The 15,348-nt window shown below is 43.3% G+C and carries 13 protein-coding genes; 10 read left to right on the top strand and 3 right to left on the bottom strand.

Going from position 1 to position 15,348, the window contains the following annotated elements; all coding sequences use genetic code 11:
• The first annotated feature begins 10 nt into the window (after positions 1–10).
• The 9 genes from G610_RS0116100 to G610_RS0116060 all read left to right on the top strand — a co-directional run bounded on the left by G610_RS0116100 (position 11) and on the right by G610_RS0116060 (position 10,422).
• The gene (locus tag G610_RS0116100) at positions 11–2,560 is read left to right on the top strand and encodes an ATP-dependent Clp protease ATP-binding subunit (RefSeq protein ID WP_026525590.1); all 2,550 of its coding nucleotides are present in this window, start codon (positions 11–13) and stop codon (positions 2,558–2,560) included.
• A gap of 91 nt (positions 2,561–2,651) precedes the next feature.
• Entirely contained in the window at positions 2,652–3,059 is a 408-nt protein-coding gene (locus G610_RS0116095; protein ID WP_026495072.1) for a hypothetical protein, read from the top strand.
• A 117-nt stretch (positions 3,060–3,176) separates the two neighbouring features.
• On the top strand, positions 3,177–4,568 hold the full coding sequence (gene radA / locus G610_RS0116090) for a DNA repair protein RadA (protein WP_026525589.1): 1,392 nt from the start codon (positions 3,177–3,179) through the stop codon (positions 4,566–4,568).
• 198 nt (positions 4,569–4,766) lie between these two features.
• Complete coding sequence (locus G610_RS0116085) at positions 4,767–5,981, top strand: ABC transporter substrate-binding protein (RefSeq protein ID WP_026525588.1); 1,215 nt, start codon at positions 4,767–4,769, stop codon at positions 5,979–5,981.
• Positions 5,982–6,121: 140 nt separating this feature from the next.
• Positions 6,122–7,006, top strand: coding sequence for a branched-chain amino acid ABC transporter permease (locus tag G610_RS0116080; RefSeq protein ID WP_026525587.1), 885 nt, complete (start codon positions 6,122–6,124; stop codon positions 7,004–7,006).
• A gap of 82 nt (positions 7,007–7,088) precedes the next feature.
• A complete protein-coding gene (locus tag G610_RS0116075; RefSeq protein WP_035797775.1) occupies positions 7,089–8,132 on the top strand; it encodes a branched-chain amino acid ABC transporter permease in 1,044 nt (347 codons plus the stop codon).
• Between the two features lies 1 nt (position 8,133).
• A complete protein-coding gene (locus tag G610_RS0116070) occupies positions 8,134–8,895 on the top strand; it encodes an ABC transporter ATP-binding protein (RefSeq protein ID WP_026525585.1) in 762 nt (253 codons plus the stop codon).
• A gap of 84 nt (positions 8,896–8,979) precedes the next feature.
• Complete coding sequence (locus G610_RS0116065) at positions 8,980–9,690, top strand: ABC transporter ATP-binding protein (RefSeq protein ID WP_026525584.1); 711 nt, start codon at positions 8,980–8,982, stop codon at positions 9,688–9,690.
• A gap of 93 nt (positions 9,691–9,783) precedes the next feature.
• Positions 9,784–10,422: a cytidylate kinase-like family protein gene (locus G610_RS0116060; RefSeq protein ID WP_026525583.1), complete on the top strand. Its 639-nt coding sequence runs from the start codon at positions 9,784–9,786 to the stop codon at positions 10,420–10,422.
• On the opposite strand, the gene G610_RS0116055 is transcribed toward G610_RS0116060, so the two are convergent.
• From G610_RS0116055 to G610_RS0116045, 3 genes are all read right to left on the bottom strand, one after another.
• A complete protein-coding gene (locus G610_RS0116055) occupies positions 10,414–11,340 on the bottom strand; it encodes a LysR family transcriptional regulator (protein WP_026525582.1) in 927 nt (308 codons plus the stop codon). The genes G610_RS0116060 and G610_RS0116055 overlap by 9 nt on opposite strands.
• 66 nt (positions 11,341–11,406) lie before the next feature.
• Positions 11,407–12,315, bottom strand: a complete 909-nt coding sequence (locus G610_RS0116050) for a PLP-dependent cysteine synthase family protein (protein WP_026525581.1) — start codon at positions 12,313–12,315, stop codon at positions 11,407–11,409.
• A gap of 52 nt (positions 12,316–12,367) precedes the next feature.
• Positions 12,368–13,516: a trans-sulfuration enzyme family protein gene (locus tag G610_RS0116045; RefSeq protein WP_026525580.1), complete on the bottom strand. Its 1,149-nt coding sequence runs from the start codon at positions 13,514–13,516 to the stop codon at positions 12,368–12,370.
• 335 nt (positions 13,517–13,851) lie between these two features.
• Between G610_RS0116045 and G610_RS0116040 the strand changes: the two genes are divergently transcribed.
• A complete protein-coding gene (locus G610_RS0116040) occupies positions 13,852–15,348 on the top strand; it encodes a nitrogenase component 1 (RefSeq protein WP_026525579.1) in 1,497 nt (498 codons plus the stop codon).

The following is a 15,348-nucleotide window of genomic DNA, read 5'->3' as shown; positions in this document are numbered from 1 at the left end:
GGTATTCAGATTGAATAAGGAATACACAGAGAAGGCCGAATATGCTTTAAAACAGGCCAGGAAAACAGCCAGAAGCCTGAAGCTCAATTATGTGGGTACAGAGCACCTTTTACTGGGACTTATCCGCACTGAGGACTGCGTGGCTTCAAGAATACTTATTGATAATGGCATAAACGAAGACAAGATGATGGATATCATCAAGGATTTGATCGTAGAGGGCGGCAATCTTACCGTTCTCGATAAAGAAGGCTTTTCACCAAGGGCTGAGAGTGTCCTTGAGGAAGCTCACAGACAGGCAGATCGTTTTCATGCTGAGAAGACAGGAACAGAGCACATTCTTCTGGCTCTTATTAAGGAAGGCGAGAATGTGGCGGTGCGTCTTATCGGCACACTTAACGTATCCATTCAGAAGGTTTATGCTGAGACTCTTGCTGCCATGGGCGAGGACGCAGCTCTTGTAAAAGAGGACCTTGGAAGAAAACAGAATGGCAAAAAGAAGGCATCAACCCTTGAGCAGTACAGCAGAGATCTTACGGCTCTTGCCGCAGCAGATAAGCTTGATCCCATTATCGGAAGAGAGAATGAGATTCAACGTGTGATTCAGATTCTTAGCCGCAGAACCAAGAATAATCCATGTCTTATCGGTGAACCAGGCGTAGGTAAAACTGCGGTTGTAGAGGGCCTTGCCCAGAGAATAGTAAGGGGAGATGTCCCTTTTACAGTACAGAATAAGAGACTTCTTACACTGGATCTGTCAGGAATGATCGCAGGTTCCAAGTACAGAGGTGAGTTCGAGGAGAGAATCAAGAAGGTCATCAGAGAGGTTATTGATGATGGCAACATTATTCTTTTCGTAGATGAGATGCATACACTTATCGGAGCGGGCGGCGCAGAAGGTGCTATTGATGCTTCCAATATTTTAAAGCCCTCCCTTGCAAGAGGAGAGATTCAGATGATCGGTGCCACCACCATCACTGAGTACCGCAAATATGTTGAGAAGGATGCGGCTCTTGAGAGACGTTTCCAGCCCGTTAACGTCGAGGAACCCGACAGGGATGAGACTCTTGCCATCATGAACGGTATCGTTCACAAGTATGAAGAGCATCATCATGTAAAGGTTACACCTGAGGCAGTTCAGGCAGCTGTTGACCTCAGCAGCAGATATATAAACGACAGAAACCTTCCCGATAAGGCAATTGACCTTATTGATGAAGCATGCTCAGCAGTGCGCCTTAGACTTACAGGCTCGCCTTCCGGACTTCGCGAGATGGAAGCTGAGATCCGTGCAATGGATACCAAGGTTGAGGAGCTTCTTGCTCAGGAAGACTTTGCCGGAGCAGGCAGAGTTCACAGAGAGCAGGAAGAGCTCATCAAGAAATATAACCGCAAGAAAGCAAAGGAATCCAAGAGAGAGAAAAACGCAGACTTTGTGGTTAATGAGAATGACATTGCAGAAGTAGTTGCAATGTGGACCAAGATTCCTGTTAAGAAGATTGCAGAGAAGGAATCAGACAGACTGCTTAAGCTGGAGAACATACTTCATCAGAGAGTAATTGGTCAGGAGGATGCGGTTGTTGCTGTATCCAAGGCTATCAGAAGAGGACGTGTGGGGCTTCAGGATCCAAACAGACCAATCGGTTCATTCCTTTTCCTTGGACCTACAGGTGTAGGTAAGACTGAGCTGTCCAAGGCTCTTGCCGAGGCTATGTTTGGCGATGAGAATGCACTTATCAGAGTAGATATGTCAGAGTACATGGAAGGTCATTCCGTATCCAAGATGATCGGATCACCTCCGGGATATGTTGGATATGATGAGGGTGGTCAGCTCAGCGAGAAGGTCAGAAGACATCCTTATTCCGTAATCCTTTTTGATGAGATAGAGAAAGCTCATCCCGATGTTTTCAATGTACTTTTGCAGGTACTTGACGATGGTCATATAACAGATGCCAAGGGCAGAAAGGTCAGCTTCAAGAATACGATTCTCATCATGACCTCCAACGTAGGTGCTCAGAGGATCGTAGAGCCCAAGAAGCTTGGTTTTGATTCCGCTTCCGATGAGAAGAAGGACTATGAGACCATGAAGAGCGGCGTTATGGAAGAGGTTAAGAAACTTTTCAAGCCTGAATTCATTAACCGTATCGATGAGATCATGGTATTCCATCCTCTTAATGAGAAGGAGATGATGGAGATCGTCACACTTCTTAGCAAGAACCTCAGCAAGAGATGTAAGGAGCAACTTGGAATCAATCTGACCATGCAGCCTGCTGTTAAGCAGTTCCTTGTAAAGAAGTATTCAGATCCCAAGATGGGTGCAAGACCCCTTAAGAGAGCCATCCAGTCCGTTATCGAGGATGCTATGGCGGAAGAGCTTCTTAGAGGAAATATCAAGCGCGACCATGACGTGACTATAGGACTTAAGGATAACAAGGTTACTTTTACCCAGAAGGCACCGGCAGGAAAGAGTGCGACAGCCAAAACCACAGCTGCTAAAACCACTACCCGTAAGCCTGCTGCAAAGAAAACTACTGCAAGAAAATCAGTGTCCAAAAAGTCGAAATGATTCATAAATATTTAATAAAAATATAGGTACTAATGCCTTATAATAGAAGAAGATTAACCATCACTTTTTTTACATAAACAGGAGGTATAAAATGGCTGTCGTAGAACAGTTACTTAGGGCAGAATCAGATGGAACCATCAGCTTTGGTAATTACGAACTTCCGGAGAAGAAAAAGCTTGAGGACTTCAAATTTGATGGTAATATTTTGAAGGTCAAGACTTATAAGGACATTACCAAGCTTGAGCAAAATGACATGTTCCTTTACGAATCTGTTCCCGGAACCGCGGTTACAGGATTTAAGGAGAGTGAGAAAGGAATCACTTTTGAGGTAGATGGTCCGGGAGATGCCCAGATCACCGTGGGCCTTGAGGAAAACGCAGAGTACCACGTAATTGTAGATGGGAAAAACATTGGACCTATGAAGACCGGGGTTGGCGGTAAACTGAACTTCAGTGTTGCACTGGGTCAGGCACCTGTTAAGGTTGATATTCACAAGTAAATATTTTGGAGGCTGCATTTTTGATGCAGTCTCTTTTTTTGGAAACGCATTGCGCTTAGACTGCGCTTTAGCTAAAATTTTAAATAACGGTTAACTGAAGTAGATTAAAGGAAGAATATGGCAACTAAAGTAAAATCAGTTTTTTATTGTCAGAGCTGTGGGTATGAATCCTCCAAGTGGATGGGACAGTGCCCCGGTTGTAAAGAATGGAATACCTTCGTGGAGGAGGTTATAAAGCCCTCCGTAACAGGGAAGACTTCTAAGGCAAGTTCGGCTCGCGGACTCGGAGCAGGTGATAACGTAAATAAACCCATGAAGCTGTCTGAAATCACACTGAATGAAGAAGACAGATATGATACTCATATAGGAGAGTTAAACAGAGTTCTCGGAGGAGGTCTGGTTAAGGGATCTCTTACTCTTGTTGGCGGTGACCCCGGAATAGGTAAGTCAACCCTTCTGCTTCAGACAGCGAGACTTCTTGCTGCGGATAAGAGGAAGGTTCTGTACATATCAGGTGAGGAATCACTTCAGCAGATAAAGCTTCGTGCCAATAGGATCGGTGAGTTTACAGATAATATGGAGCTTCTGTGCGAGACAGATCTTGGCACAATCGAAGAGACCATAAGAAGGCATGCACCTGAAGTTGTTATCATTGATTCCATTCAGACTATGTTCAATGAGAATGTATCATCGGCTCCAGGTAGCGTATCACAGGTCAGAGAGTCCACAGGCGTACTTATGAGAATTGGAAAGCAGCTTGGCATTTCAATTTTCATAGTAGGTCATGTAACAAAAGAAGGAACGGTTGCAGGGCCCAGAGTCCTGGAGCACATGGTTGATACTGTTCTTTATTTCGAGGGTGACAGACACGCTTCCTATAGAATACTCAGAGCAGTGAAAAACAGATTCGGTTCCACTAATGAGATCGGTGTTTTTGAGATGCGAAGCGAGGGCCTTGTTGAGGTTGAGAATCCTTCCGAGTTCATGCTTGAAGGAAAACCTGAGAATGCCAGCGGCTCAGTTGTTACCTGCTCCGTAGAGGGCACAAGACCTATTCTTATAGAGATTCAGGCCCTTGTAAGCCATACCAATTTTAATTTTCCAAGAAGACAGGCTAACGGCACGGACTATAATAAGGTAAATCTTCTCATGGCCGTTATGGAAAAGCGCGTAGGCCTTGAGCTATCATCCTATGACTGCTACATAAATCTTGCAGGCGGCATGAAGCTGATAGAGCCTGCCCTTGATCTTTCCATGTGCATGGCAATAGTATCAAGCTTCAGAAACAGACCGATTCCTGATGATGTCATAGCCTTTGGAGAGGTAGGTTTATCAGGAGAGGTGCGCTCCGTAAATATGCCTGATGTCCGCATATCAGAGGCGCAGCGCCTTGGCTTTAAGACCTGCATAGTCCCCAAGGCAGTTGCAGATAAATACAAAAAGTCCTTCAAAGGAATAGAACTCATCGGCGTTTCCTCAGTCCAGGAAGCCGTTTCAATGATTAAATGAATCAAAACTTCCCACACTGGAAGGGCCACGGGCGTTCCTTCCAGTGTGGGAAGTTTTTTAAATGACATATAATTTCTTGACATTTTCACTGTACTACTTTAAAGTATCAAATAACAATTATTGTATACATGTATTTTATGTATACAGTGTTGAAAAAGTCGTATAATTCAATACGATTTAGACGAGGAGGATTACATTATGAAGAAGATGAAGAGTTTTATCAGCATGATGGCTGCAGCAGCTATGCTTGCAGGAACACTTGCAGGCTGTGGCAACTCAGGTGCGGACACTGCTACTACAGCAGGTGAGAGCACAGCAACAGAGGCTACTGAAGGCGCAGCAAGCGGAGCTACATTTAAGTTTGGTTCTATCGGACCTCTTACAGGTGGCGCAGCTGCTTACGGTAACGCAGTAGCAAATTCCATCGAGCTTGCAGTTGCAGAGATCAATGCTAATGGCGGTATTAACGGATATCAGGTTGAGTGCAGAGGCGAGGATGACGAGCTTAATGCAGAGAAATCAGTTAATGCTTACAACACACTTAAGGACTGGGGTATGCAGTTCCTTATCGGTTCCACAACAAGTGCATGCTCACTTGCAGTAAGTGAGAATACACATGAGGACAATATGTTCCAGCTTACACCTTCAGCATCAGCTGCTGATTGCGTAGCTTATGACAACGTTTTCCGTGTATGCTTCTCAGATCCTAACCAGGGACTTGCATCAGCACAGTACATCGGTGCTCACAAGCTGGCTTCTAAAGTAGGTATCATCTATGACAGCTCTGATGTTTACTCATCAGGTATCTACCAGACATTCGCACAGGAAGCTCCCAACCAGGGCTTTGAAGTAGTTTCAGCTGAGGCGTTTACAGCAGATTCCAAGACAGACTTCTCTGTACAGCTTCAGAAGGCTAAGGATGCAGGCGCTGAGCTTTTATTCCTTCCTATCTACTACACAGAGGCTTCACTTATCCTTACACAGGCTAACACAATGGGTTATGCTCCTACATTCTTCGGTGTAGACGGTATGGATGGTATCCTTACAGTTGAGAACTTCGACACATCACTTGCAGAGGGTCTTATGCTTCTTACTCCTTTCGCAGCTGATGCAACAGATGATCTTACAGTTAACTACGTAAAGAACTATCAGGATAAATTCGGTGAGACACCCAACCAGTTCGGTGCAGATGCTTACGATGCAGTATATGTAATCAAGCAGTGTCTTGAAGAGACAGGTGCTACACCTGATATGAGCGTTAGCGATCTTTGCGAGAGCTTAAAGAGCACAATCGTTACAATCACAGCTTCAGGTCTTACATCAGACACAATGACATGGGATGCAAGCGGTGAGCCTAACAAAGAGCCTAAGGCTGTTGTTATCAAGGACGGTGCTTACGTAACAGCTGAGTAATCCATGATATACGAATTGCTCCATGACTATCGTCATTTTGACAATTATCATGGTATAATATAATATCGCAAGGTTGCGAGGAATGCTGTCAAAGGCATTCCTCGTTCTTTTAAGAAATTTCTTTAGTGTTGGAGGAGTATATGAGTTTTTTAGTTTACCTCATCAATGGCCTGAGTCTGGGCAGTATATATGCGATTATTGCCCTTGGCTACACTATGGTATACGGAATTGCCAAGATGCTGAATTTCGCACACGGTGATTTCATCATGGTGGGCTGTTATGTTATATTCACAATCTGTTCTACGCTCAGCGGTAATACTTTTGTTGGAATTATCGCAGCCGTGATTTTGTGTACACTGCTTGGTGTCACCACAGAGAAAGTAGCATACAAGCCGCTTCGAGGCGCAGCATCTCCTCTGGCTGTTCTTATTACTGCTATCGGTGTCAGTTATTTCCTTGAAAATCTGGCCCTTCTTATTTTCGGAGCAGATATCAAATCATTTTCATCAGTGGTTGCATGGCAGGGACTTTCCTTTGCAGGTGGCGATCTGAAAATCCAGGGTGTAACCATAGTTACCATTCTTACCAGTGTGGTAATTCTTATCGTTCTTCAGCTTTTTATTCACAAAACAAAGGAAGGGCAGGCAATGCTTGCAGTTGCTGAGGATAAGGGCGCTGCAATGCTCATGGGAATCAATGTAAACAAGACTATTTCCCTGACCTTCGCAATCGGTTCAGCTCTTGCAGCTATAGCAGGTGCGCTTTTGTGTTCTGCATATCCTTCACTTTCACCTTATCTTGGTGCTATGCCCGGTATCAAGGCATTCGTCGCAGCCGTATTTGGTGGTATCGGATCAATACCCGGAGCCATGATCGGCGGACTTGTTCTTGGAATAGTAGAAATTCTCAGCAGAACCTACATCTCATCACAGCTTTCAGATGCCATTGTGTTCGGTATTTTGATCGTTGTATTACTTGTAAAACCTACAGGCTTATTAGGTAAGAAAATTCAAGAAAAAGTATAACTCTTGGTGAGGTTCTTTCGAACCCAGAGTTTACTTTTGTTCTGGCGAGCGTAGCGAGAGCAGAACTTCATTGGAGGAAATAATGGCAGAAAAGAAGCGAATAAAGAGTAATTTAATAACATACGGAATCGTGATCGGTTTGTATCTGGTCATGGAGATTCTTATGAAGACTGGTAATCTGTCCAGTCATTTAAAGGGACTATTGGTGCCCATGACCTATTATGCGATCATCGCTGTGGCTCTTAACCTTTGCGTAGGTATTCTTGGAGAGCTCAGTATCGGTCATTGCGGCTTTATGTGTATAGGCGCTTTTGCAAGCTCCATTTTTTCAAAGCTTACACAGAACGCACTTCCCACACCCGTTAGATTTTTCATGGCATTTGTTGTGGGAATCGCTGTGGCAGCGCTGTTTGGATTTTTGATCGGTATCCCTGTACTTAGACTTAAGGGAGACTATCTTGCAATCGTTACCCTGGCTTTTGGTGAGATCATTAAAAACGTTATCAATGCTATTTATTTTGGCGTTGATTCAAAGGGAGCACACATTTCTCTTAATAACGTTATGGATCTTGGAATGGAACCTGATGGTCAGGTAATAATTAACGGAGCTATGGGCATCACAGGTACTCCAAGAGATGCTAATTTTACCATAGCTATAGTTGTGCTTTTACTTGCGCTTTTCGTGGTACTTAATCTGATGAATTCAAGAGATGGCCGTGCAATCATGGCTGTCCGCGACAACAGCATTGCAGCTGAGTCAGCAGGCATCAACGTAACCCGTTACAAGATGATGGCCTTCACAATTTCAGCAGCAATAGCAGGTGCAGCCGGAGTTCTTTTCTCACATAACATTACTTCACTTACGGCTACATCACAGTACTTTGGTTACAACGCATCCATCATGATTTTGGTGTATGTGGTACTTGGCGGAATCGGAAATATCAGAGGCTCTGTAATCGCAGCAGCAATTTTATATCTGCTTCCTGAGATGCTCAGAGGCCTTAATACATACAGAATGCTTATCTACTCAATTGTTCTTATAGTAATGATGCTCTTTAACTGGGCACCTGCTGCAGTTGATTGGAGAAACAGGGTAAAACACAAATTTATTAAGAGGAATGCGTAATATGACATTACTTCAGGTTAATAATTTAAGTATTGCATTTGGCGGACTTCGTGCCGTAGATGACTTTAGTCTGGAAATTGAAAAGGGAGAGCTGTACGGACTTATCGGACCAAACGGTGCCGGCAAGACCACGGTGTTCAACCTTTTAACAGGCGTTTATAAGCCCAACGAAGGTATCATCCGCCTTGATGGTGAAGACATCACCAGGAAAAATACAATAGAGATCAATCATGCAGGCATTGCCAGAACCTTCCAGAATATCCGTCTTTTCCATCAGATGTCTGTTATCGACAATGTAAAGGTGGGACTGACAGAGCGCTTTAAGTACAGCGGAATAGAAGGCGTGCTTCACGTTGGTAGATATAAGGCCATGGAAAAAGCTATGGATGAGGAAGCCATGAAGCTTCTCAAGGTATTTGACCTTGACTCTGAGAGAGATGTACTTGCAAGTAATCTCCCCTATGGTAAACAGAGAAAGCTTGAGATAGCAAGAGCAATGGCAACATCACCAAAGCTCCTTCTTCTCGATGAGCCTGCAGCGGGTATGAACCCCAACGAGACAGCAGAGCTTATGGATACCATCGCACTTGTCCGCAAGGAGTTCGATATGACGATCCTTCTTATCGAGCACGATATGAAGCTTGTATCAGGTATCTGTGAGAAACTGACAGTTCTTAACTTTGGTCGTGTCCTTAAACAGGGCGAGACAAAAGAGGTTCTTGACGACCCGGAAGTTATTAAGGCTTATTTAGGAGAAGACTAAGCCTGGCGAAGTATTTTCGAGCCCGGTATGAACGTGTACCGCTGATCAGAACTTCCTTATAAATAAAAATATTGAGGAGCAAATATGGCATTACTTGATGTTAAAAATCTAAGCGTAAATTATGGCGTTATCAAGGCGCTTAAAGGAATATCTTTTCATGTGGATAAGGGTGAAATCGTTGCACTTATCGGTGCAAACGGAGCCGGCAAGACCACAACACTACACACACTTTCAGGACTTTTAAAGCCCTCAGAGGGTGAGATTTTTTATAAAGATAATAATCTTGTTACCACACCGGGACATAAGATCGTATCCCTTGGTATGGCGCAGGTTCCGGAGGGAAGACGAGTTTTCGCGGATATGACTGTTCTTCAGAATCTTAAGATGGGTGCATATACCAGAGATAATGCGGATGAGTTCCAGAAGACACTTGAGATGGTATACAAGAGATTCCCAAGACTGGAAGAGAGAAAGGATCAGCTTTCAGGAACTCTTTCAGGCGGTGAGCAGCAAATGCTTGCAATGGGTAGAGCACTTATGTCACATCCTGATATAATATTAATGGATGAGCCCTCAATGGGACTTTCACCTATTTTTGTTAATGAGATTTTCAGTATCATCGAGGATGTGAACAAGGATGGAGTTACGGTCCTGCTGGTTGAGCAGAACGCCAAAAAGGCACTTACCATTGCTGACAGGGCTTACGTTCTTGAGACAGGAAGCATTGTCAAAGAAGGTAAGGCAAGCGACCTTTTGAATGATGAATCCATTAAGAAAGCATACCTTGGTGAATAAGAATTCATAATTAAAATACTAAAAGCCTTCGCCCTAAAAAGGGGGAAGGTGTCAGCGAAGCTGACGGATGAGGGTATAGGAGGATATTTCCAAATGAGAAATATAGTCATTACTATAGCGAGACAGTACGGAAGCGGCGGAAGAACCGTCGGTAAGATGCTGGCTGATGAGCTTGGTATCCATTATTATGACAAGGAGCTTTCCAAGGTTGCCTCGGAGCTTAGTGGAATTAACGAGAGCTATTTTGTGGATGCTGATGAGAAGGTTAAAAGAAGCTGGAAGAGTAAGCTTGTTTCCACAATATATGACGGTAGTCTGAAAAAGCCCGGTGACTCTGATCTAACATCAGATGAGAATATTTTCAGTAATCAGGCAAAGGCCATCAAATATCTTGCTGAAAAGGGTGAGCCCTGTGTTATAGTGGGCAGATGCGCAGATTTTGTTTTAAAGGATTATAACAATGCGCTGAGGGTTTTTGTCCATGCAGATCATGACTTCCTTATGAGAGAAGCCGGCAAGGTTCAGAGTCTTACAGGAAAAGATTTAGAGAAATACATTGCCCAGATCGACAAGGCAAGAGCAGACTATTACGAGTATCATACGGGAAAAGTCTGGACTGATGCCCTGAACTACGATCTGTGTCTTGACAGTGGTAAGCTTGGTTTTGCCAAGTGCGTGGAAGCCATAAAGGCCTACGCAAAAGTCAGATTTGGAGAAGACTGCTTACTCTAAGATATTGTTTTTGTATTTTGATATTTCTTCAATGTACATTTTTCCAATATCACTTATGATGGCATTTTTTCTGGATATGTAGCCGATGGTCATCTTTTCATCTACGTTCAGTTTGATGGCGCAGTAGTCATCACCGTTAAGGTCTTCACAGATGATACCGGAGCAGAGGGTGTAACCGTTAAGCCCCTTTATCAGGTTAAGCATGGTTGCCCTGTCATTTGCTCTGATCGATCTGTGATAGTGCCTTGTACTGAGGACTTCCTCAGAATAATATGCAGAATTATGTTCCCCCTGGTTGAAAGAAAGGCAAGGGTACTTATCGAGCTCTTCCAGCTCAATCATTTCACCTGACTTTAGCTTTTCTTTTGCCAGGGGATTTTCTTTGCTCAGATATGCATAAATGTGGCAGTCAAAAAGCGGAGTGAAGGCCACATTTTCTTCGGAAAATACTTTACTTAGAACCTTTTCATTAAAATCATTCAGGTATAAAATACCAAGTTCACTGTTCTGATTTTTTACGTTCTTTATTACGTCATAGGTTTTTGTTTCCTTTATTTCAAATTCATATTCATCACAGCCATATTCTTTTACAAGCTCAATGAAAGCATTCGTCGCGAAGGTGTAATGCTGAGTAGAGACGCTGAAGGATTGCTTCACACCCTTTTTCGAGATGAACTTGGCATTAAGAATATCGTACTGTTCAACAACGGATTTTGCATAGCCGATGAACTCTTCACCTTTTGCAGTGAGAGTTACACCGGTCTTTGATCTAATAAAAATATCAAATCCAAGCTCGCTTTCTAAGGAGTGCATGGCTCCTGTCAGACTGGGCTGTGATATGAACAGCTTTTTTGCTGCGTCGTTTAATGAATTTTCCCTTGAAATTGCAATGGCATAATATAACTGGTTGAGTGTCAATGTTGTAAGCCTTTCGTTTTCAAAATGTTTTGAGTAATTGTTCTAAGCTGTAAACGACCTGGAAAATCAAAATAATCCCTTACTGAAATATCTGTCGCCTCTGTCAGGGAATACAGTAACAATGTTACCTTCATCTATTTCTTCCGCAAGTTTAAGCGCTGCTGTGAGAGCAGCACCTGAGGATGAACCTGCAAGGATACCTTCCTGCTTTGCCAGCCTTCTGGAGGTCTCAAAGGCCTCTTTATCAGTGATTTTTATAACCTTATCTACAAGAGTGATGTCCATGGTATCAGCAATAAAATCATTTCCTATACCTTCGATATCATAGTCAGCATGCTCGCCGCCACCAATGATGGAACCCACAGGATCTGCAAGAACACCCTTTATATCGGGATTTTGTTCCTTAAGATATTTAGTAATTCCTGAGAAGGTTCCGCCGCTTCCTGCACCTGCTACAAAGTAATCAATCTGACCATCCATTTGACGATAGATCTCGGGACCTGTTGTTTCGTAATGAGCAAGAGGATTGGCAGGGTTTTGGAACTGCTTAAGTGAGATCGCACCGGGAATACTTTTTATAATCTCGTCTGCCTTTTTATCTGCGCCAAGCATTCCTTCTTCTCTTGGTGTGTGTACAATCTCTGCGCCAAGAGCCTCCATTACCTTTAACTTTTCTGCTGAGAATTTTTCAGGTACTGCAAATATAATACGGTAGCCCTTATTTAGTGCTGCGATGGCGATACCAATTCCCGTATTACCTGCTGTGGCATCTACAATTGTTCCGCCAGGTTTTAGTATTCCGCGCTTTTCAGCGTCCCTTATCATATACTGTCCAACTCTGTCCTTTACGCTGCCTGCAGGGTTGTAGAGCTCTAACTTTGCAAAAATATTAACGCCTTCCTTTACTCCTAAATGAGTGAGTTTCATGATCGGTGTGTTACCTATAAGCTCATGAACATTCATGTATACATCCATTGTCTTCTCCTCCTGATATTTGTCTGACTGACTTTATAAGCCGCTGCTTCGATTACTTTGATGCTTCAATTGCCTGTTTAAGATCAGCAATGATATCGTCTACGTTTTCAATTCCTACTGACAATCTGATAAGCTCATCAACGATACCTACCTGCTGTCTGATCTCATAGGGTATTGCTGCGTGAGTCATGGAAGCGGGATGGCATACCAGAGACTCCACGCCCCCAAGGGATTCAGCAAGAGTTACAAGCTTAAGGGCCTTTACGAATTTTCTGTAGTCATAGCCTTTATTAAGTACAAAGGAGATCATTGCTCCCGGGCCATCTGCCTGTTTTTTCTGAATCTCATAACCGGGATCTGACTTAAGACCCGGATAGTAGACTTTTTCTACATAGCCGCTTTCTGAAAGCCACTCAGCGATCTTTTGTGCATTTGCAACGTGTCTGTCCATGCGTACCCCAAGGGTTTTGATTCCTCTTATCATAAGGAAGCTGTCCCAGGGAGCAAGAACGCCGCCGATGGCATTTTGCAGATAGTAGAGCCTTTCGGAAAGTGCCTTGTCATTTACTACTACAAAGCCTGAAATTGTATCGCTGTGGCCGCCAAGGTACTTGGTTCCGCTGTGGATTACGATGTCAGCACCAAGGTCGATGGGCCTTTGAAGATAGGGTGTAAGGAAAGTGTTATCCACTATAAGAAGCTTGTCATTCTTTTTAGCGATCTCAGAAACTGCTTTGATATCTGTAATAGTAAGAAGAGGATTTGCAGGGCTCTCAACGTAGATAGCCTTTACCTCGGGAGATATAGCATTTTCAATCTCACTAAGATCAGAAGTATTTACGATTTCATAGGTGATTCCAAAGTTTTTGAATACATTATCAAGTATTCGGAAGGTTCCGCCATAGATATTGTCTGAAACAATAAGCTTATCACCGGATTTAAACAGTGAAAGAACTGTATTTATAGCGGCAAGTCCTGAAGCAAAAGCAAGACCGTACTGACCATGCTCAAGATCTGCTACAAGCTTTTCAAGGGCTGCTCTTGTGGGATTACCTGTTCTTGAGTATTCCCAGCCTCTGTTTTCTCCAATGCCGTCCTGCTTATATGTAGAAGTCTGATAAACAGGTACATTAACTGCTCCTGTTGTTTCATCCCCATCAATACCGCCGTGAATTAAAAGTGACTCGATTTTGTAGCTCATAATTTTCTCCTCCATTAACAAATATTTTGCGAAAAGCGTTTCACATAATTAACCTATCGGATTAGTAGTTAATAAGTTTATACCTTCTAAGCAGCGTATCTGTCAATGAATCTGCAAAAGGGAAAAGTTATCGCTGTTTATAATCTCTGCTTATTTCAAGCTAAAACCTTTAACAGGTTGCAGATTATAGAGAATACCTATAGCTCTCTATAACAATCACATATTATACAGGTAGGTAAATGGTCGATATAATCACTTTCAATATCAAACGGCACAAATAAGCAGCACAGGAGAGGCGCTTTTGAAGTGACCAGATAGGTAGGAGGAGAGGAAAAATGTCTACAATAAACATTTTGGAGCCAAGTGTTCAGATACGTGAAAAAAGACTTGGAACTATAAATGCATTTACGGGACCTGCTTCAGAAATCGTACAAAGATCAGAAGACGGCAGTCTTAAGGATGCTAAAAGAAAGTTTTCACAGTGTCTTGGATGTAACGCACAGCAGGCGTTCTGTCAGCTGGCAATGATAAAAGATGTAGTAGTAATAAATCATGCACCTATCGGGTGCGCAGGGGAATTCTCAGATTTCAATTTTACCTACAGAGTAGAACAGGAAAAGAGAGACTTACCTGAAGATATAGGTAGATATTTTTCTACCAATATTCAGGAAAAGGATACAGTTTTCGGAGCAACCAAAAAGCTTGAGGAAACGATCCACACCGCTTATGAAAGAATTCATCCCAGGGCGATTTTCATTACAACCTCCTGTGCATCAGGAATAATTGGTGAGGATATCGAGTCCGTTGCGGATAAGGCATCAAAGGAGCTGGGCATTCCGGTAGTTACCTGTTCCTGTGAGGGCTTCAGATCAAAGGTATGGACAACAGGCTTTGATGCGGCTTATCACACAGTTCTTAGAGGAATTGTAAAGCCTCCCACCAAAAAGACAAAGAAGATTAACGTGGTTAACTTCTGGGGAAGTCACGTATTTGATGAAATCTTTGAAAGGTTCGGATATGAAGCACAGTACATTATGCCTTTTGCTTCTATAGAAGAGCTTGAACACTGTAGTGAGGCAGCAGCCACAATTCATATTTGTCCCTCCCTTTCGACATATATGGGCGCTGGCCTCTCACAGTTATACGGAGTTCCTGAGATTACAGCACCTCCGGCATACGGAATAGATGGCACAGACGGTTGGCTCAGAGCGTTAGGAAAAGTACTCGGCAAAGAAGATGTAGCGGAAGAGCTGATCAAAGAAGGGCATGAAAAATACGTACCGGAAATAGACAAGCTTAAGGAACGCTTCAAAGGTAAAAGAGCCTACGTTACAGCAGGAGCGGCCCACGGTCAGGCTCTTATCCATCTCCTTAGAGAGCTTGGATTTGATGTAGTGGGAGCCAGCGTTTTCCATCATGATCCCGTATATGACAGCGGCGACAGAAATATGGATGTTCTGGCTCATGCAGTAAAAACCTACGGTGATGTAAAAGATTACAGAGTCTGCAACAAGCAGAGCTGCGAGCTGGTAAATGCTCTTATCAGAAGTAAGCCTGATTTCATCATGGCAAGACATGGCGGAATGACACTTTGGGGAGCAAAGCTTGGAATTCCCACTCTTCTTATAGGAGATGAACAGTTCGGTATAGGCTACAAGGGAGCTCTGAACTACGCAAGAAGAATTGATGAAACTCTGGATTCCATAGAGTTTATAAAGAATTTTTCCAAGCATGCATCCAATCCATATACAGAGTGGTGGCTGACTCAGGAACCCGGTTACTTCCAGGGCGGAGGCAGCGGCGGATGCAGACCGGCTGCGAAGGTAGTTTAA

This window comes from Butyrivibrio sp. MB2005, assembly GCF_000424285.1.
Lineage (GTDB): Bacteria > Bacillota > Clostridia > Lachnospirales > Lachnospiraceae > Butyrivibrio.
The sequence above is the reverse complement of the archived record's forward strand: the minus strand, read 5'-3'. Positions and strand labels throughout refer to the sequence as shown.

Excerpts from the sequence above, each read along its gene's own strand:
- G610_RS0116095 (WP_026495072.1), top strand. The coding sequence starts at position 2,652 with ATGGCTGTCGTAGAACAGTTACTTAGGGCAGAATCAGATGGAACCATC.
- radA (WP_026525589.1), top strand. The coding sequence starts at position 3,177 with ATGGCAACTAAAGTAAAATCAGTTTTTTATTGTCAGAGCTGTGGGTAT.
- G610_RS0116085 (WP_026525588.1), top strand. The coding sequence starts at position 4,767 with ATGAAGAAGATGAAGAGTTTTATCAGCATGATGGCTGCAGCAGCTATG.
- G610_RS0116080 (WP_026525587.1), top strand. The coding sequence starts at position 6,122 with ATGAGTTTTTTAGTTTACCTCATCAATGGCCTGAGTCTGGGCAGTATA.
- G610_RS0116075 (WP_035797775.1), top strand. The coding sequence starts at position 7,089 with ATGGCAGAAAAGAAGCGAATAAAGAGTAATTTAATAACATACGGAATC.
- G610_RS0116070 (WP_026525585.1), top strand. The coding sequence starts at position 8,134 with ATGACATTACTTCAGGTTAATAATTTAAGTATTGCATTTGGCGGACTT.
- G610_RS0116065 (WP_026525584.1), top strand. The coding sequence starts at position 8,980 with ATGGCATTACTTGATGTTAAAAATCTAAGCGTAAATTATGGCGTTATC.
- G610_RS0116060 (WP_026525583.1), top strand. The coding sequence starts at position 9,784 with ATGAGAAATATAGTCATTACTATAGCGAGACAGTACGGAAGCGGCGGA.
- G610_RS0116050 (WP_026525581.1), bottom strand. The coding sequence starts at position 12,315 with ATGGATGTATACATGAATGTTCATGAGCTTATAGGTAACACACCGATC.
- G610_RS0116045 (WP_026525580.1), bottom strand. The coding sequence starts at position 13,516 with ATGAGCTACAAAATCGAGTCACTTTTAATTCACGGCGGTATTGATGGG.
- G610_RS0116040 (WP_026525579.1), top strand. The coding sequence starts at position 13,852 with ATGTCTACAATAAACATTTTGGAGCCAAGTGTTCAGATACGTGAAAAA.